The 17,931-nt window shown below is 38.5% G+C and carries 17 protein-coding genes; all 17 read right to left on the bottom strand.

Annotated features, from left to right (window positions below; genetic code table 11):
* Positions 1 to 581 precede the first annotated feature (581 nt).
* On the bottom strand, positions 582 to 1,967 hold the full coding sequence (gltA, locus tag E7276_RS09220; protein ID WP_294216639.1) for an NADPH-dependent glutamate synthase: 1,386 nt from the start codon (positions 1,965 to 1,967) through the stop codon (positions 582 to 584).
* Positions 1,967 to 2,857, bottom strand: a complete 891-nt coding sequence (locus E7276_RS09215) for a sulfide/dihydroorotate dehydrogenase-like FAD/NAD-binding protein (RefSeq protein ID WP_294216636.1) — start codon at positions 2,855 to 2,857, stop codon at positions 1,967 to 1,969. Before E7276_RS09215 ends, gltA begins: the two co-directional genes overlap by 1 nt.
* A gap of 151 nt (positions 2,858 to 3,008) precedes the next feature.
* Complete coding sequence (locus E7276_RS09210) at positions 3,009 to 3,965, bottom strand: TIGR03943 family putative permease subunit (protein WP_294216634.1); 957 nt, start codon at positions 3,963 to 3,965, stop codon at positions 3,009 to 3,011.
* Positions 3,966 to 3,982: 17 nt separating this feature from the next.
* The gene (locus E7276_RS09205; protein ID WP_294216632.1) at positions 3,983 to 5,131 is read right to left on the bottom strand and encodes a CobW family GTP-binding protein; all 1,149 of its coding nucleotides are present in this window, start codon (positions 5,129 to 5,131) and stop codon (positions 3,983 to 3,985) included.
* A 118-nt stretch (positions 5,132 to 5,249) separates the two neighbouring features.
* Positions 5,250 to 6,083 carry a PRD domain-containing protein gene (locus tag E7276_RS09200; protein ID WP_294216629.1) on the bottom strand — a complete coding sequence of 278 codons (834 nt, stop codon included), beginning with the start codon at positions 6,081 to 6,083 and terminating at the stop codon, positions 5,250 to 5,252.
* A gap of 18 nt (positions 6,084 to 6,101) precedes the next feature.
* Positions 6,102 to 8,225, bottom strand: coding sequence for a PTS transporter subunit IIABC (locus E7276_RS09195; protein WP_294216627.1), 2,124 nt, complete (start codon positions 8,223 to 8,225; stop codon positions 6,102 to 6,104).
* A gap of 282 nt (positions 8,226 to 8,507) precedes the next feature.
* A complete protein-coding gene (locus E7276_RS09190) occupies positions 8,508 to 9,758 on the bottom strand; it encodes a DNA polymerase Y family protein (RefSeq protein ID WP_294216624.1) in 1,251 nt (416 codons plus the stop codon).
* 104 nt (positions 9,759 to 9,862) lie between these two features.
* A complete protein-coding gene (locus E7276_RS09185; RefSeq protein WP_294216622.1) occupies positions 9,863 to 10,285 on the bottom strand; it encodes a hypothetical protein in 423 nt (140 codons plus the stop codon).
* Positions 10,286 to 10,378: 93 nt separating this feature from the next.
* A complete protein-coding gene (locus E7276_RS09180) occupies positions 10,379 to 11,278 on the bottom strand; it encodes a TIGR01212 family radical SAM protein (RefSeq protein ID WP_294216619.1) in 900 nt (299 codons plus the stop codon).
* Between the two features lie 3 nt (positions 11,279 to 11,281).
* Complete coding sequence (locus E7276_RS09175; protein ID WP_294216617.1) at positions 11,282 to 12,325, bottom strand: pyridoxal phosphate-dependent aminotransferase; 1,044 nt, start codon at positions 12,323 to 12,325, stop codon at positions 11,282 to 11,284.
* Between the two features lie 10 nt (positions 12,326 to 12,335).
* Positions 12,336 to 13,319 (bottom strand): adenosylcobinamide-phosphate synthase CbiB, encoded by a 984-nt coding sequence (gene cbiB / locus E7276_RS09170; protein ID WP_294216616.1) that lies wholly within the window; start codon positions 13,317 to 13,319, stop codon positions 12,336 to 12,338.
* Positions 13,252 to 13,836, bottom strand: coding sequence for a histidine phosphatase family protein (locus tag E7276_RS09165; RefSeq protein ID WP_294216614.1), 585 nt, complete (start codon positions 13,834 to 13,836; stop codon positions 13,252 to 13,254). Before E7276_RS09165 ends, cbiB begins: the two co-directional genes overlap by 68 nt.
* Positions 13,836 to 14,168 carry a bifunctional adenosylcobinamide kinase/adenosylcobinamide-phosphate guanylyltransferase gene (locus E7276_RS09160; RefSeq protein WP_294216612.1) on the bottom strand — a complete coding sequence of 111 codons (333 nt, stop codon included), beginning with the start codon at positions 14,166 to 14,168 and terminating at the stop codon, positions 13,836 to 13,838. The genes E7276_RS09165 and E7276_RS09160 overlap by 1 nt, the downstream gene beginning before the upstream one ends.
* 3 nt (positions 14,169 to 14,171) lie before the next feature.
* Complete coding sequence (locus tag E7276_RS09155; RefSeq protein ID WP_294216610.1) at positions 14,172 to 14,933, bottom strand: adenosylcobinamide-GDP ribazoletransferase; 762 nt, start codon at positions 14,931 to 14,933, stop codon at positions 14,172 to 14,174.
* 4 nt (positions 14,934 to 14,937) lie between these two features.
* Positions 14,938 to 15,498 carry a bifunctional adenosylcobinamide kinase/adenosylcobinamide-phosphate guanylyltransferase gene (locus tag E7276_RS09150; protein ID WP_294216609.1) on the bottom strand — a complete coding sequence of 187 codons (561 nt, stop codon included), beginning with the start codon at positions 15,496 to 15,498 and terminating at the stop codon, positions 14,938 to 14,940.
* Positions 15,495 to 16,586, bottom strand: coding sequence for a nicotinate-nucleotide--dimethylbenzimidazole phosphoribosyltransferase (locus E7276_RS09145; protein WP_294216605.1), 1,092 nt, complete (start codon positions 16,584 to 16,586; stop codon positions 15,495 to 15,497). The genes E7276_RS09150 and E7276_RS09145 overlap by 4 nt, the downstream gene beginning before the upstream one ends.
* Positions 16,579 to 17,910: a cobyrinate a,c-diamide synthase gene (locus tag E7276_RS09140; RefSeq protein WP_294216602.1), complete on the bottom strand. Its 1,332-nt coding sequence runs from the start codon at positions 17,908 to 17,910 to the stop codon at positions 16,579 to 16,581. Before E7276_RS09140 ends, E7276_RS09145 begins: the two co-directional genes overlap by 8 nt.
* Positions 17,911 to 17,931: the final 21 nt, after the last annotated feature.

Raw genomic sequence — 17,931 nt, 5'->3', positions numbered from 1 at the left:
AGTTTTCCAATATGCAAAAGGGAGCATCCCGCATGTGTCTTTCTATGGATGAACTATTTTGAAAAATGTATTTTTGTGCGGGCGGACATATTAGTAGTTCTAATTGGTACAACTCAGGTCTCAAGGGGGAATTGGGCTCATAATACGTTCACCAAGAAAAATCACAAAGCTGGATTATCATATATTGGCACCGTGCTTTATACGACATCGTGTCGCGTGTCGCACTTGCGCCGCCGTCCTAGCGGCGCATGCCAATATATTGATAATCCAGCTTTTATTTTTCTAGGTTCACTCCCAAATCGCCCAATTCCCCCTGAGCCTGAGTTGTACTAAATATACATTTTCGTGTCCGCCCATAAAATACCTTTTTCAAAATTGTACAGACATGAGAAAGACACATGCTAATAAAAGATGCGAGTCTTTGCATATTAGGAAAACAAAATATTCTTGCGAAGTTCCATAGACAGGGGGCCAGGCCAGGGTGGGAGGCAGAATCAGATAGTTATGGGGAATGTGGCTTTCGGGAAATTTAAGAGGGAAGAGAAAAAAACTCCGTCCACATTTGTGAACGGAGTTGAGTTTTACTTATTTTTGAAGTATTCGTCGATTGCGGCTGCGGCAGTTTTTCCGGCACCCATGGCAAGAATAACTGTTGCGGCACCTGTTACGGCGTCACCACCGGCATAAACGGCTTCTTTTGTTGTGGCACCCTTCTCTGTTGCGATTAGACAGCCCTTTTTGTTTGTCTCAAGTCCAACGGTTGTGCTGGAAATGAGTGGGTTTGGAGAAGTTCCAAGTGACATGATAACTGTGTCACATTCGATTTCGTATTCAGAACCTGGAATTTCTACTGGACGACGACGACCTGAAGCATCAGGCTCGCCAAGCTCCATCTTGATAATCTTGCATCCACGTACTGAGCCTTCTTCATCAACAAGAATTTCAACAGGATTCTGAAGAAGATCAAAAATAACACCTTCTTCTTTTGCGTGATGTACTTCTTCTGCTCTTGCAGGAAGCTCAGCTTCTGAACGACGGTATACAACGTGTACCTCTGCTCCAAGACGAAGTGCTGTACGTGCAGCATCCATTGCTACGTTACCACCACCAACTACTATAACCTTTTTGCCGCGAGCGATTGGTGTATCATAGCCTTCTTTGAAGGCCTTCATAAGGTTGTTACGTGTAAGGTATTCGTTTGCAGAGAATACTCCATTAGCCTGCTCACCAGGGATGTGCATAAACATTGGAAGTCCTGCACCTGATCCGATGAATACAGCCTCGAAGCCTTCCTTTTCCATAAGCTCATCAATTGTGATTGAACGTCCGATAATTACGTTCTTTTCGAATTTTACGCCAAGAGCCTTTACGTTCTCTACTTCAGCCTTTACAACTTTTTCCTTTGGAAGTCTGAATTCTGGAATACCGTAAACAAGAACACCACCCATTTCGTGAAGTGCTTCAAATACAGTAACATCATATCCAGCCTTTGCAAGGTCACCAGCAGCTGTAAGACCTGAAGGACCTGAACCAATAACTGCTACCTTGTGTCCATTAGGAGTAGATGTGTTCTTAGGCTTAACGCCGTGCTCTCTAGCCCAATCAGCAACGAAGCGCTCAAGCTTTCCGATAGCAACTGCTTCGCCCTTGATGCCGCGAATACATTTACCTTCGCACTGAGACTCCTGAGGACAAACACGACCACATACTGCTGGAAGTGCTGATGACTCAGAAATGATTTCGTATGCTTTTTCAAAGTTACGATTTTTAACCTGCTCGATAAATGCAGGAATATTGATAGATACAGGGCAGCCGCCTACACACATAGGCTTTTTGCAATTAAGGCAACGGCTAGCCTCTTCTACAGCTTCTTCCTCTGTATATCCAAGGCAAACCTCTTCGAAATTTGTAGCGCGGACCTTTGGATCCTGCTCTGAAATAGGTACTCTAACTAATACGTCTCCCATTATTTGTCACCTCCACAATTTCCGCAGCCACCGTGATGAGTGTCGCCTTCCTGCTGCTTAAGAAGAGCTCTTCCTTCTTCTGTCTTGTACTGCTTTGCACGAGCCATAGCCTGGTCAAAATCAACAAGGTGTCCATCAAACTCAGGACCATCTACACAAGCGAATTTAACCTGATCACCAACTACAAGTCTGCATGCACCACACATACCTGTACCATCTACCATAATTGGGTTCATAGATACAACAGTAGGTATACCAAGCTCCTTAGTAAGGAGACATACAAATTTCATCATAATCATAGGACCAATAGCTACGCAATGATCAAACTTCTTGCCTGCATCTACAAGAGCCTGAAGCTGCTGGCAACCATTTCCATGGAATCCATAGCTGCCATCATCTGTAGCAAGGTAGAGCTCATCAGCAACTGCTCTCATCTCATCCTCATAGAAAAGAATGTCCTTTGAACGAGCACCAATGATTACAGTAGCCTTAACGCCATGCTCTTTAAGCCATTTAACCTGTGGATAAACAGGAGCTGTACCTACACCACCAGCTATAAATACAATGCTCTTCTTTTTTGTTTCCTCTAAATTTGCTTCAATACATAACTCTGAAGGCTGTCCAAGTGGTCCAACGAAATCAGAAAATGCATCGCCAGCCTCAAGATTTGCCATTCTCTCTGTAGAAGCTCCAACAGTCTGGAAAACTATAGTAACTGTTCCCTCAGAACGATCATAATCACAAATAGTAAGTGGGATTCTCTCTCCCTCTTCATCAATCTTTACAATAATAAACTGTCCTGGTAAACAACCAGAAGCAACTCTAGGTGCCTTTACCACCATAAGGAAAATCTTATCAGAAAGCTTTTCCTTCTTTAAAATTGCATACATAACATAGACTCCTTCCCATATCTTGGAATATCAATTTACACTTTTTCTATTATACACGACACTGTCGCATTGTAAAGTGCTAAAGTGTTTCAAAAGTTACCAATTATAGTAAAAAAGTTACTATTCTGACTAGGAATAGTAACTTTTGCTATTAACTAAAATAAACTAATTCATCCTCAGGCTTATTAGCTTCAGTAACGCTTATTGGATAAAGAACCGGTCCCTTGCCCTTATATTCTTTTGCAAATTCAACTTTAATTTGAGCTGTAATATCAATCCAGCTACGATGTCCAAGTGTTGATGCCTTGTCCCATTTGCACTTCATTCCAAGGAACTGAATATCCTCTACACAGCATGTCATAGCAAATCTGCCAGGAATAAATACATCCTTTCTAAGCTTGCCATCATTAGGATTGTAAACAAGTCCCAAGAAATGAATCTTTTTACCATCATATTTCTTTGGCTTTTCCATGCAATCCATAAACCATATTGCATAATCAGCATCTGTAATCTCTATAACATCTGCATTAATATCAAATGGTAATTCTTCTGGAGAATCATCAATTGTACCATCTGCTCTCTCGTAAACGATTTGAGCTGGTCTATTCATTGATTTAATCTGTCCACGGAACTTAGTCTTAGGTGTTTCGTCAGTACAACGATTGATGATAACTACTTCTGCCTTAAAAATCTGTTCCATTATCATGGTACGCATATTGTTAAGGTACATCTCAAAGGTAGTAGCATCAACTGTAGCAAGTGATTGTGCAGGAACCCATCCCTCTGGAAGGGGCTCATCATAAATTTTGTCCACACCCCAAGTACCGTTGTACTCAAGGAAAATTACATCAGGATTGTACTCATTTGATATGCGAGTAAGATTTTCAAGATTAAACTCTTCCTCTGAATCAATAGTCGCAACCTTAGCATTAATAGTTTTAAGCTTCTCGATGTCATATTCTACATCGCCATCCTCACATGATAAAATGAGGATTCTATCCTCTCCGCCTGCAGCGAAGTCATTTTCAAACAATGTCTCCTGAATAAGGGTAGTTTTTCCACTATCCATAAATCCAGTAAAGACATAAACTGGTATATCTTTTGCCATTCTAACCTCTATCTAAATTATAATCCGAAAAGTTCCTCAATCTTGTGCTCATCAACATCAGCACCAATAACAACAAGACGTCCTGTGTAGTCAGGCTCTCCATCACGAAGCTCGTACTCTCCGTCAACGAAATCGAAGTAAATCCAACCGCCTTCTACTGACTCAACCATACCCTTTGAACGGATGATTGTGCCATAGTCTGTTGTATTAGCAAATGCCTTCATTGCCTTTTCAATTGTAGCACGCTCAAACTTGTGAGGTGTCTCAATGCCCCAAGTATTAAATACTTCATCAGCATGATGGTGATGATGATCGTGATCGTGGCAACCACATGTACAATTTTCTCCATGCTCATGATGATGTTCATGCTCCTCATGGTCATGATCGTGATGATGATGCTCATGCTCTTCGTGATCATGGTCATGATGATGCTCGTGCTCCTCGTGGTCATGATCGTGATGATGGTGCTCATGCTCCTCGTGGTCATGATCATGATGGTGATGCTCATGCTCTTCTTCCTCATGCTCATGAGCTTCCTCTGCAAGATGTTTCATCTCGCTAGCAAGATTATCCTGTCCTTCCATTACTGAGAGAAGCTTTTCACCAGTAATCTCATCCCAAGGTGTTGTAATAATAGCAGCCTTTGGGTTAAGCTTTTGAATCTGCTTTACACAGAACTCAAGCTGGTCCTCTGTAGCTGTTTGTGAACGTGAAAGAACAACTGTTGTAGCAAACTCAATCTGGTTGTTGAAGAATTCGCCAAATGCCTTCATCTGCTTAGAAGCTTTAAGAGCATTAACAACAGTAACAAGTCCGCAAAGCTTAACGTCTGCTGACTCTTCTAATTTGATAACTGATGTCATAACATCAGAAAGCTTACCAACACCTGATGGCTCGATGAGAATTCTATCAGGATTAAACTTCTCAAGTACCTCATGAAGGTTCTTATCAAAGTCTCCTACTAATGAACAGCAGATGCATCCTGAATTCATTTCAGAAATAGTGATACCAGCGTCCTTAAGGAATCCGCCATCAATGCCTACTTCACCAAACTCATTCTCTATAAGTACTACTTTTTCACCCTTATATGCTTCCTCAAGCATCTTTTTGATGTAAGTAGTTTTTCCAGCACCTAAAAATCCAGAAATTATATCAATCTTTGTCATAAATAATACCTCTTTTCTCAAAGAATTAAATTTTATCCAACCAATCAATTATTTTATCATAGAAATGCAAAAAAAAATAGCCCACTCATAAAAAAGTGGGCTATTTGAATTGTTTGAACTAATCCATCTCGTCTAATGCAATCCTTTCGATATGCATAGCCAGATATCCTATTTCGGCACTGTCTATCTCTTTTCCAAGACTTTTGCCTAATTCGTCGCAAATCTTGGTAGACATTTTAAATGAATTTGCTGCAGTAGCGTTAATATAGTCATTCATATCGAGTTTAATTACTTCGCCTTTTAAAGTACGAGCTATCATATAACGGATATGATTGAGCAGCCTATTATAAGACAATGATTGAATATCTATTTTTTTGCCAGTCTCTGCTTCTACTAATGAGACGCACTTTCTAACAGCCTCGGCCATTTGCATAGCCTGAGAAACTGCCTGATCCATTATAGATGAATGGATATGAAGTGCAATATAACCTATCTCATCGTCAGTCAAAACAATATTTAAACGATTGTATAAAATATCCTTTGCTTTTTCAGCAACCTTGAACTCAGCATGAAATAATACTCTAATATCGTCTGTCAAGGGGTTTCTAAGCTGTTCATTGCTCTTACTTCTTTTAACAGCATATTCTATATGGTCAGCCAAAGGCAGCATCACATCCCTATCTATGGTCTGAAACTCTGCCTCGGCTCCATCTAGTAACTCATTCGCAATTTCAAGATATACAGGGTCAATAGATGTCACCAAATCCTTTTTATCACCACGGTCGGTTGATTCTTTGAGAGAATAAACCTTATGTTCATCAGCTACATCAATCGTTTCGCTAACATGTTTACCGAAGCCAATTCCTTTTCCCATGATGAGAAATTCTTGAGTTGTGTTCTCTAGTATGCCAATTAACGCATTATGATTAAGCACCTTTTCAACTCTATACATTTGAAACTCCTCAAAAGTTTACTCGTAAAAATCTACTGCAAGTAAATCCTCACCAGCATTGATAGCACCATCGCCAAGGCGACGAAGCTTCTGATTACTCTTAAGTTCTGTACAAAGAACTGGAGTAGCGATAGAAGGCGCATTCTTAGAAATGAAATCTAAGTCTGCTTCCATAAGGATATCACCCTTCTTTACCTTTTGTCCATTAGTAACGTGAACATTGAAGCCTTCACCCTTAAGCTTAACTGTGTCAATACCGAAGTGAAGAAGCATAGCTACATCATCATCTGTCTTGAATCCGATAGCATGCTTTGTGTCAAATACAAATACAACTGTTCCGTCTGCAGGAGCTACAACCTTACCATCATTAGGAGTAACAACCGCACCATCACCCATCATCTTCTGTGCGAAAACATCATCTGGAGTCTCTGCTAAATCTGCAGCTACACCTGTAAGTGGGCTACCAAGAACAACTGTCTTAACAACCTTGCCTGTTGGCTCTGCAGATTCCTCTGCCTTTGCCTCCTCAGCAACTGTCTCGTTTGCTCCATTATATTCAACATTTGGAGCAGTCTCAAGATAATCTTCAAGATTTGACTTGATAACTGTAACGTGTGGTCCATAAATAATCTGAACGCCGTTACCCTTGTGTACTACACCAGAAGCGCCTGTAGCCTTGAGCATAGCATCATTTACAAGCTCAGACTTCTTAACTGTAATACGAAGTCTTGTTGCACAGCAATCTACATCAGAGATGTTTGCCTTTCCACCAAGACCATTTGTAATTTTCTCAGAAGTGTTGTCTGAAACAGACTCCTTCTTTGCATTGTAATCAGAACGTCTGTAAAGCTTAACTTCTTCATCAGCATCACGACCAGGAGTCTTAAGGTCAAACTTCTTGATAAGGAAGCTGAATAAGAAATAGTAAACTACAAAGTAACCGATACCAACAAGTGGAACCATTACCCAGCTAGTCTTTGCATTACCCTGCATAATACCGAATAATGTTAAGTCGATAAGACCGCCTGAGAATGTCATACCTACACCTACGCCAAGCATGTGCATAAGCATGTAAGCTGCACCAGCGAATACGCAGTGGATACCGTAAAGAGCTGGAGCTACAAATAAGAATGTGAACTCGATTGGCTCTGTGATACCAGTAAGCATTGAAGTAAGAGCTGCTGAAAGAAGAAGACCTCCTACTTCCTTTCTCTTCTCAGGAAGAGCTGTTCTGTACATAGCAAGTGCTGCTCCAGGAAGACCAAAAATCATGAGTGGGAACTTACCAGACATGAATCTTGTAGCTGAAACTGCAAAGTGACTAATTTCCTCGTGTGCACCAAGCTGTGCGAAGAAGATGTTCTGAGCACCTTCGATAACATTTCCATCAACAACGAATGTTCCGCCAAGGGCTGTCTGCCAGAATGGAAGGTAGAATACATGGTGAAGACCGAATGGAATAAGAAGTCTTTCCATTAATCCGTAGAACCATGTTCCAGCGTATCCAGACTCAAGAACGTGTGCTCCTAATGCGTAGATTCCCTGCTGAACGAATGGCCATACAAAGAACATAAGCATACCAACAGCTGTATATACCAAACCAGAGATGATAGGAACGAATCTTGTACCACCGAAGAATGATAATACCTGTGGAAGCTGAATCTTATAGAAACGATTGTGAAGCGCAGCAACACCAAGTCCTACGATCATACCACCAAATACACCCATCTGTAATGATGTGATACCGCAAACTGAAGCTACTGTACCATCAAGCATCTTCTCTGTTCCGCCATTGATTGTGATCATAGCGCCGATTGAAGCATGCATGATTAAGAATGCAATTGCTGCTGCTAAAGCTGCTACTTCCTTCTCCTTCTTTGCCATACCGATTGCACAACCGATAGCAAAGATGATTGGTAAGTTAGCAAATACAATGTTACCTGCGTCATTCATAACAGTAAGAATAGCGTTACCTACTGTTCCAGGTCCTAAAAGTGATGTGAGGTGGTATGTCTCAAGCATTGTTGAGTTTGTGAATGAACCACCGATTCCAAGAAGCAAACCTGCTACTGGAAGGATTGCGATTGGGAGCATGAAGGATCTTCCTACACGCTGCAATACACCGAATAATTTGTCTTTCATTTTTTTATCTCCTATACATGAAAAATTTTGTCGTACCTATGTGAATTGTTTCGTCTTTTTTAATGCTAGGTGATGGGTAAAAAAGCATAAAAAAAGACACGAACCCACATAAATACTAAAAGTTATTATGTATAGTTCGTGCCTTGATTGGTTACAAGTTACACACTACGTTTGAGAAGATACCATGTAATTTAATTGTTGTCAATAGATTTTCGAATTTTCGTAAACGTTTAAGTAAAAAATATTGAAAACGTTACCAATGCCCAAAAACTGTGTATAAACTCAAGGTCTCTTTCCTTCATTTTTTAAGTCTTGCTCCGCTTTGAACTTCCTGTTAATTCTACCTGCTGTATCAAGGGTACTAGCTCTTTGAACTGCCCCATTTCCAAATCTACCTCTGATTGAATCAAGAGTCGAGTCTAGTGCTTTTCTCTTCTCTTTATTTTCATCTTGGAACAATGATAGTTGCTCAAAACCATCTCTATCGATATCTGTTATTGATAGCCCCAGTAGTCTAATAGGCTCTCCATGCCAGCTTTCTTTAATAAGCTCTTTTGCTATTTTATAAATTTCATCTGTTACATCTGTGGCAACCTCAATTTTTCGTTGGTGAGATTTGTTTGTAAAATCTAGAGTTCTATATGTCACTCCCACACATCTACATTTACCATCATCAGCCCTCATCCTGGCTGTCACCACATCTGCCTGAGCTAAAAGCAATCTATTAATACTTTCTATATCCACCAAATCCTCTTCCACTGTGGTCTCGGCGGAATAGCCCTTTGCATCCTCAGGCTCATCCACCACTGGTGAATCGTCAATTCCATTAGCATATTGATGAAAATGCAAAGCTCCCTTTGGACTAAAAAGCATAGAAAGCTCTTCCATTGAAGCATTTGCCAGCTGTCCAATAGTGTTAATGTTAAAGGATTTTAATTTAGCTGCTGAAGATTTTCCACAGGTAAATAATTCACCTACAGGAAGAGGCCACATTTTAGCTTTTATTTCATCAGGAAATAATGTATGTACTTTATTTGGCTTTTCAAAATCGCTGGCCATTTTGGCGCAAAGCTTATTTTCACCTATACCTACATTTACTGTAAAACCAAGCTCATTATAGATTCTGTCCTTTATCTCATTTGCCGTAGCAATAGGATCAGGATAAATGTAATGCATTCCCGACATATCTAAGAACACCTCATCTATTGAAAAGGATTGCATCGTAGGTGTATATTCCTGACAAATAACCTTAAATGCTCTAGAGCACTTAACATACCAATTAAAGTTTGATTTGGCTATAACTAAATTAGGACATTTGCGAAGGGCTTGGCTCACTGGTTCTCCTGTAACAATCCCATACTTTTTAGCTGGAATAGATTTAGCTGCAACAATACCTGTTCTAGATTTTGGGTCACCGCCCACAATAGAAGGCACCTGGCGCAAATCAATACCTCCATTATTCAGTTGTTCAACCGCTGACCAAGAAACAAAAGCACTATTTACATCTATATGAAAAATCAATCTATCAGCCATCTCATATCCCCTGTGAATCCATTAATCTAATAAAAAAAGTTGGCCTGAGAAAACTCAAAAACCAACTTTATTCTTTGATATATAATATAATAATCTGCAATGGATTAAGCAAGAAGCTTTCCGATAAACTCATCACCCTGCTTAGAGCACATAGCACATGTATGTGAAACAATTCTGTCAAGCTCAGTCTTTTCATCTGGACGTCCTTCAAAAACAGTACCATTATAAGTAAGACCACAAGCTGTAGAAATGTTTTTGTATTTGGTAGTCATGCCTGTAACCTTGTCATATGTACCAAACACCTGGATGTTTTTAAATAGCTTCTTTATTCCATCAATATCTTTATTCTGAACAAGCTCACCAACTGTACCATAAAGAATTGATGATTTATAATCCTCTTCCTCAGAATATTTTTCAACAAAATCTAATAAACTTTGTCCTAAATTAATAACAAAGTTCTCTTCCTGACGGCCAGTTAACTGCATCTGACCCATTCCAATTCTCTTTTTTGTGCGAACTGTAATCATAAAAACTCCTAATAAATACAATTACAAAACCGATATTATTATAGAAACATGGAAATTTTATAACATAGTTCTCACGATGTCAACACAATTTTTTCACATTTTTGTAATATATCGTCTCATTGTATTAATAACAACCTTTTTATTACCGCTCCAAATAGGAGCAATTAAGAGTTTTTTGGGTCCATCTCCAGTTAATCTATGTATAACTGTTTCAGGTGGAACTAATTTAAGACATTTGCAAACTAACTCGCAATATTCCTCCAGCTCAAATATATGAAATGGTTCTTTTTCATACATTTCAGCCAAAGCTGTATTTTTTAATACATGTAATAATTGAAGCTTAATTCCAAAAAGAGTTGGATTTAAACCTGCTAAATATTCAACTGTTTGTAAAATAGCTTTTTCACTTTCTCCAGGTAAGCCAAGTATCACATGGACAACAACCTTTAGACCTGCATCAGTAAGTCTCTTGTAGGAATCCTCAAATACAGGTAGCTCATATCCTCTATTTATAAGTCTTGCAGTATCCTCATGAATAGTTTGAAGTCCAAGCTCGACCCACACTTCCTTTGTCTGATTTAACTCAGCAAGAAAAGAAATCATCTGATCACTTAAGCAATCTGGTCGAGTGCCTATGGACAAGCCAACAATTTCAGGATAAGCAAGGACCTGGCTAAACAATTGCATCAACCGCTCCTGATTCCCATAGGTATTTGTATAGGATTGAAAATAAGCAATATACTTTCTCTCATTTTCAGGAATCTTAGCAGAGATTTTACCATCCACCAGCTTTTTAGCAGATGCAATTTGGTTATCCAGGTCTAATTCCTTTGCTGCAAAGTCTCCTGAACCACCCTCAGAACAAAAAATACATCCTCCGGTGCTAATTGTGCCGTCCCTATTAGGACAAGTGCATCCACTAGTCAAAGATAGCTTGTAAACCTTGCAGCCATATTTACTTTTTAAATAATCTGATAAGCTTAAATATTCCATTAGTTACCCATTTACAATGTCTCCCAGGGCTGAGAGCAAGCCTTCATTTTCATTATGTAGTTTCACTGCAATTCGATAGTAACCATGGTTAAGCCCAACAAAATCAGAACAATCTCTAATCATTATTTTGTAATCCAATAGTTTTTCTACAAGAAATGGATCATTAGATTTGAACATTATAAAATTAGCATCAGATTTAAATACTTTTAATCCCAGCTTGCGTAATGATTCTGTGAGGAAATCTCTTTCCTTTTCGATCACTTTTACAGCTTCGTCAACATAATCCCTATGCTTTAAGCATTCTGCTCCAGCCATCTGAGCAAATATAGATAAATTCCATTCAGGCAAATGAGCTCTTAGACCATCTGCTAATGACTTTTTAGAGCATAATGCATATCCAAGTCTAACGCCTGGAATAGCAAATGTTTTAGTGAAGGCACGAAGAACAATAAGTGCTTTATATTTATTTAATTGATATGCCAAGGATAATTCTTTTTCTCTACCAGTTAAAGGAAGAAAGCATTCATCTACAACCACAGTGGTTCCTACTTTTTCACATTGCTCTATAATGTCCTCAAGCAATTGGGCATCTATTAATCTTCCATTTGGATTGTTAGGATTAGTTAAGAATAATAGATTTGGTTTTTCTACCATTATCTGCTCAACAATATTGTGGTGAAGTTCAAAGTCATTGTCTTCCTGTAAATAATGATAAACAATATTACATTTCGGAACCGCACCATTGATACAAGACTCATAGCCTGAGAAGCTAGGTGCTAAAAGCATAACCTTTTTAGGAAAAATGTGATGGCAAATAGCCATTATCAATTCCGAAGCACCATTTCCATAAACAATCTGATGTCCAGGCACATCAAATAACATTGAAGTGTCAGATACTAAGCTCTCATGGAAAATATCAGGATATTTATTAGCATGTAAAGCTGCCTCTGTGAGAACCCACTGAACCTCTTGAGGGACCCCTAAAGGATTGATGTTTACTGAATAGTCAAAATGTATGTTGTTTCTATAAATGTCTCCACCGTGCATGACATACTCCTTAAATAGCTAGTAATAATATTAATATGCAAATAATCTGACATAAAAAGGCTGTAGCAAACATAAGCACATTTGCTCTTTTTATGTCATCAAGCTGAATGGTCCTTATATTATCTCCGATAAATGGCTTGTTAATAGTTTTTCCAAAATAACTGGCTGGTCCTGCAAGTCTAAGCCCTAAGGCCCCTGCACATACACTTTCAGTATGAGCTGAATTTGGGCTAGAATGATTATATCTGTCTCTAGCATATATTCTAATTGCACTAAAAAAACTATAGTGGCTTCCTAAAAACAAACAGCTAATAATCATTAATAAAGCACTTATTCGAGCGGGTATAAAGTTTGCTATATCATCTAGCTTGGCTGCAATTCTGCCAAAATCCATATACTTATCGTTTTTATATCCTACCATAGAATCCATTGTATTAATCGCTTTGTAAATGAATCCCAAAACTGGACCGCCTATAGCAAGATAAATCATAGGCGCAATAACTCCGTCAGATGTGTTTTCAGCCACAGTTTCAACTGCCGCCTTAATTACACCATTTTGATCTAAGTTTACAGTGTCCCTACCAACAATCATAGAAACCGCTCTTCTTCCAGAATCAAGCCCCTCATTTTTAAGGGCATGGAAAACCTTCATGCTTTCAGAATATAAGGACTTTGAAGCCAAGCAATAGTAGGTCATTATAGCTTCTATAATAACCCCTAATAATGTATTTATTGTGTAAGCGCTAAATAAGAGTAAAAATGAAATCCCGCCTGATATCGTGATTACGATAATTACTAAGAATAATCCATATAACCTCTTGCGTTTATGGATAGAATCAGTATCTAAGCTTCTATCAGCTCTATCCAATAATTCTCTTGTGGTAAATCCAATCAAACTGCCAATCCATCTTATTGGATGTGGCCAATTAATTGGATCCCCTAAGAAAAGATCTAGGACAAAGCCCGCTACAAATGCCATCAAATGATAAATCAAAAGTATATCCCTCACCGTTTTCGACATGATATGAATAATATTCTCCCCCAAAAAGCTCACTGAGTATAGCCATTATCGTTCCTCCGTGAGCTACAATTGAAATGCTCCTATAATTTTTACTTTGCTCTAAAACCTTTGCAAAGCCTTCCATTGTTCTTTGAATCGCTTGAGTTCTGCTTTCTCCACCTGGGAAAGCATCCTCACCGCCACTTTCCATCCAGGCAATATAATCTGGGTTATGGGAAAGCTCTTTATAGTTTTTCCCCTCAAAAAGTCCAAAATCAGTTTCCCGCAAATCCTCTACAATAACTATTTCATTGGTTGGATAAATAATTTTAGATGTACGTATGCATCTACTTAATGGGCTGGAATAAACTATGTCTGCTTCAGGATACTCACGGAGTCTAATTTCATTTTCACCATCCAGCGTCATCTGCTCATCTGTGACTCCTATGTATCTCTTTTCATAATTCCCTGCCGTTTTGCCATGGCGAATCAAGGTAAACTTTCTATCCATTACTTTATCCTTTGTCCGATACCACAGACCACTCTATAAACCTCTTCAGCCTCATCAGCTAATTCTATGAGAATCTTGCCTGTAATATCTCTGTATTCTCTATCCTCTTGTTCAATAGGTACAACACCATTCCCAACCTCATCTGAAATGATAACCCACTGTCCATCACCTATAGCATCTTTGATTTCTGTTAGTATCTGTATAGGCTTTTTCTCTTCTTGCAATCTTTTTTTAATGAACAAATGCAATTGATTGAAATAGCGACACTCCGGGAAATTGTTCCTAGCAAATTTTGTTTTTCCTTGATAGCTTCCGCCTACAATAAGAATCATTTTCTACCTCAAAACTGTATATAGTGCAATAGCCACAGCCGAAAAGGTCTCGGCCATACAAACGAACCATCCTGCCAAATCACCTGTTATTCCGCCAAATTTTGAATAAGCAGTATAAATATAATAAATCAACGAAATGAATATAGCCAAAAGACCTATAGTCCAATACCACTGAAAATAAATTCCAGCAATAACTGCACAAATTATAAACTGTATTGCAAGACAAAACATAACAACCTTGTCTGATGCAGTTTCAGCAGAAGTATTTAAAATTCCTTCTGATTTAGCTTTTTTATATCGGACAACACAAATGCCACTAACAGCTCTAACTGCAAACAATGTAAAACACCAAGCCAAAAAGCCATTAAGATTTAAAGTCAATATTGCAGCAAATAGTATCAATCCTAATGTAATAAGCCTTATTATCGCAAAGGCTCCCACATGGGAATCCTTTAGTATTTCTAGTCGCTTTTCTTTGTCTCCCCAAGATGATAAGGCATCACTTGTATCCATAAACCCATCTATGTGAAAACCGCCTGTTACTATAATAGGAATAGCTAATACAATTATTGAAAATACGGTATGTGTCAAACCAAATTGCTGACAAAACAAAAGCCATAAATATTCTATTACTGCAATTACCGCTCCTACCCATGGGAAAAAGATCAAATGATATTTCATATCTTCTGATGCCCAATTAAACCTCGGCATAGGTATTCTTGAATACATAGAAAATGCAACTGCTATTGATTTTAATATTCTCATATATTCATCCCTTTATTTTAATTCCGATTCCCACAACTACTTCATAAACTTCATCAGATATAACACTGAGTTTTTGATTAAGTGTGCCTAGGGCTCGTAGATAATCCTTTGTACCAGCATCATATTCTCTTCCGTCTTCAAAAATATTATTGGAAACTATTACTATTGAAGAAACCTTCTGACTAAGCTTTTTTAAATCGTCTATTATTTTTGCAACGCAGTAATCAGAGCTGTTAACCAGTCCATCTCTAAACATTTCGTTAGCCACAAGATTCGATAGACACTCTAGCAAAATAATATCGTCATTTCCTTCGGTGGAAAAATCTCCCTGGTCTATTTGATCAATGCCGTAAATAGCGTCAACAATATCTACTGGTTGTTCAAGTGTCACAAAACCTTTCCCAGCGCGCATTTTTCTATGATTGTTAACTCGTTTTATTGATTCATTATCATTGGCACTCATAGTAGCCATATAGTATTTGTTTTTGCATTTTGAAGCACATACATAGTTTTCAGCAAAAGCTGATTTTCCACTACTACTTCCACCGTAAATTAAGGTAATCATTTTGAATCATCCTTTGAGAAATCCTCATACTGCTCAACACCTGAATCTCCAAATTTCAAAGCATCATGAAATACAACGTCTGTAAGCTTCAAAAGTTGAGCCATCATAACAGCTCCTGCTCCCTCTCCAACTGCCATGTTTGCTTCGAGAACAGTAGGCAGATTTAGCTTTTTACCAAGCTTTATAGCCACTGGCTCTTTGCTAATGTGCGAAGGAATCAAATAGTCTTTTGCGTTTTCAATGAGACGCTCCGCCACCAAGGCTGAAACCTGGCTAAGCATACCGTCTATTATAATTGGCACCTTGTAAAGGCCACCACCAATCACAACTCCAGTCATAGCCGCTAGCTCAAGCCCACCAAAATATGAGCAAATCTCAACTGGTGAAAGCCCACTGTACATTGATAATGCCATAGAAACTACTGCGCGCTTACGACTAAGTCCCTCATCATCAAGGCCAGCACCTCTACCTGTTACAGCCTCTGCGTTTAAATCTAAAAGATATCCTGCAACCACAGCTGCAGAAGTAGTATTTCCAATTCCCATTTCCCCTACAAGCAAAGTGGTAAATCCCTGCTCCTTGCTTTCTTTTACAAGGTCCATACCAACCTGAACTGCCTTTGAAAACTCTTCAACTGACATAGCTGGCTGCTTTAGGAAATTACATGTGCCATATTTTACTCTTCTGTTGAGAGTGTAAGGCACTTCCTTTGAATAATTAATCCCCACATCAACTGCCACAATGTCTATGCCCAGACTTTTGGCCATAACACCTGCAGTGGTTAATCCCTTTGCAATGTTGGTGGCGCATATTCTTGTAACGTCCTGGCTTGTCTGGGTAACACCTTCCTCAACAATTCCATGATCGCCACAGCAAACAATTAATCGCATGTGGGATAAATCAGGAGCTTTAAATCCCTGAATAGCAGCAATTTTAGAATGCAAATCTTCTAGGCTGCCAAAGCTATTTATTGGCTTAGATACTTTATTCCAAGCCTCTTTCATTTCGGTATATGCCTTTTTATCCAATGGCTGTATAGACAATTTATTCTCTAGAACATCTTCAAATAGGTATCTAGTTTCATCCATAGTTTTTCATAGCCTCCACGAATTTATCTACAAAAACAGGTGCTGATGGATAATACAAATGTGGGAATCCAATATATGAGCTTCCTGATTTGTGCATACATGGCCAGCTTCTGTTTCCTGTTGGCTTTTTAGCAACAAATGATGAACCATTATTATCGGTATCATAATAGTGGAATTCATGGCCCTTAATATCAAATCCATCGGCCTCGATTGTCACATATCCAAATCTAACTAGTTTGCCGGTCCACTCTGCTTTTCCATTAATGGCGCCAACCATATTGTAGCTTTTATCTTTTTCGTTTTTTATTGAATCCAATAGATACATGAATCCGCCGCACTCAGCTAAAACAGGCATTCCATGATCCATTGCCTTTTTAATTTCTTGTTTAATAAATGTATTACCCTGCAAATCCACTAAATAATTTTCTGGGTAACCGCCACCAAGAAGTATTCCAGAAATATTATCAGGAAGATGATGGTCCACCATAGGGGAGAATTCTACTAGCTCAACTCCTCTTTCTTTTAGCATCTGTAGGTTCTCTCTATAGTAGAAGCAAAATGCTTTGTCTCTTGCTACTGCAAGTCTTACATTATTCGTATTTACGATATTATTATTTTCAATATTTATATCTAAGTGTTCTGCTCCTTTTGCCAAAGCAATAATGGCCTCCAAATCAATTCCCTCAGATATCATTTTTGTTTCTTGGTCTAGTATTTCCTTTAGTTCGTTTATTTCCTCCGGTAATACTAATCCTAGATGTCTACTAGACAATTCAATATCTTTATTTTCTGGAACAACACCAAAGCATTTAATGCCAAATTCTTTTTCAATTAATTCTCCCAAGGTTTTGCCAAAGGCTAAAGAGGTTTTATTTAGAATAACACCTTTAATTAAGTGTTCTTCATCATAGTCTAAAAAGCCCTTGATTTCAGCAAGCACTGATCTACCTGCTCCCTTAGCATTAATTACTAGAATAATTGGTGTCGATAAAACCCTAGCCAAATCGTAAGAAGAGCCTGAAAGCTCTATACCACCAAGGCCATCATAGAGTCCCATAACACCTTCTATTACTGCAACATCACCTTCATATTCCTTTTCAAATAGTGACTTCGTAATATTATCATCTGTAAAAAAAGTATCTAAATTTCCTGCTGGAACGCCAATTACATTTCTATGAAACATTGGATCAATGTAATCTGGCCCACACTTGAAACTACATGGATTCAGTCCCTTCTCTTTTAAAGCAGCTAGTATGCCGCAAGTTATTGTTGTCTTTCCGCTGCCACTTTTAGTTGCGGCTACCATAAATCTTGAATAATCCATAATGTGCCCCCATATGTTGTT

The organism is Pseudobutyrivibrio sp. (genome assembly GCF_015057185.1).
Lineage (GTDB): Bacteria > Bacillota > Clostridia > Lachnospirales > Lachnospiraceae > Pseudobutyrivibrio.
Note: the sequence above shows the minus strand (reverse complement) of the source record. Positions and strands in the feature narration are given on the sequence as shown.

What these genes read in the sequence shown, in the direction of transcription:
- E7276_RS09165 (WP_294216614.1), bottom strand. Translation starts at nt 13,836, where the DNA reads ATGGATAGAAAGTTTACCTTGATTCGCCATGGCAAAACGGCAGGGAAT.
- E7276_RS09185 (WP_294216622.1), bottom strand. Translation starts at nt 10,285, where the DNA reads ATGATTACAGTTCGCACAAAAAAGAGAATTGGAATGGGTCAGATGCAG.
- E7276_RS09195 (WP_294216627.1), bottom strand. Translation starts at nt 8,225, where the DNA reads ATGAAAGACAAATTATTCGGTGTATTGCAGCGTGTAGGAAGATCCTTC.
- E7276_RS09210 (WP_294216634.1), bottom strand. Translation starts at nt 3,965, where the DNA reads ATGGCAAAAGATATACCAGTTTATGTCTTTACTGGATTTATGGATAGT.
- E7276_RS09200 (WP_294216629.1), bottom strand. Translation starts at nt 6,083, where the DNA reads ATGTATAGAGTTGAAAAGGTGCTTAATCATAATGCGTTAATTGGCATA.
- E7276_RS09145 (WP_294216605.1), bottom strand. Translation starts at nt 16,586, where the DNA reads ATGGATGAAACTAGATACCTATTTGAAGATGTTCTAGAGAATAAATTG.
- E7276_RS09140 (WP_294216602.1), bottom strand. Translation starts at nt 17,910, where the DNA reads ATGGATTATTCAAGATTTATGGTAGCCGCAACTAAAAGTGGCAGCGGA.
- E7276_RS09190 (WP_294216624.1), bottom strand. Translation starts at nt 9,758, where the DNA reads ATGGCTGATAGATTGATTTTTCATATAGATGTAAATAGTGCTTTTGTT.
- gltA (WP_294216639.1), bottom strand. Translation starts at nt 1,967, where the DNA reads ATGGGAGACGTATTAGTTAGAGTACCTATTTCAGAGCAGGATCCAAAG.
- E7276_RS09175 (WP_294216617.1), bottom strand. Translation starts at nt 12,325, where the DNA reads ATGCACGGTGGAGACATTTATAGAAACAACATACATTTTGACTATTCA.
- E7276_RS09205 (WP_294216632.1), bottom strand. Translation starts at nt 5,131, where the DNA reads ATGACAAAGATTGATATAATTTCTGGATTTTTAGGTGCTGGAAAAACT.
- E7276_RS09155 (WP_294216610.1), bottom strand. Translation starts at nt 14,933, where the DNA reads ATGAGAATATTAAAATCAATAGCAGTTGCATTTTCTATGTATTCAAGA.
- E7276_RS09215 (WP_294216636.1), bottom strand. Translation starts at nt 2,857, where the DNA reads ATGTATGCAATTTTAAAGAAGGAAAAGCTTTCTGATAAGATTTTCCTT.
- E7276_RS09150 (WP_294216609.1), bottom strand. Translation starts at nt 15,498, where the DNA reads ATGATTACCTTAATTTACGGTGGAAGTAGTAGTGGAAAATCAGCTTTT.
- E7276_RS09160 (WP_294216612.1), bottom strand. Translation starts at nt 14,168, where the DNA reads ATGATTCTTATTGTAGGCGGAAGCTATCAAGGAAAAACAAAATTTGCT.
- E7276_RS09180 (WP_294216619.1), bottom strand. Translation starts at nt 11,278, where the DNA reads ATGGAATATTTAAGCTTATCAGATTATTTAAAAAGTAAATATGGCTGC.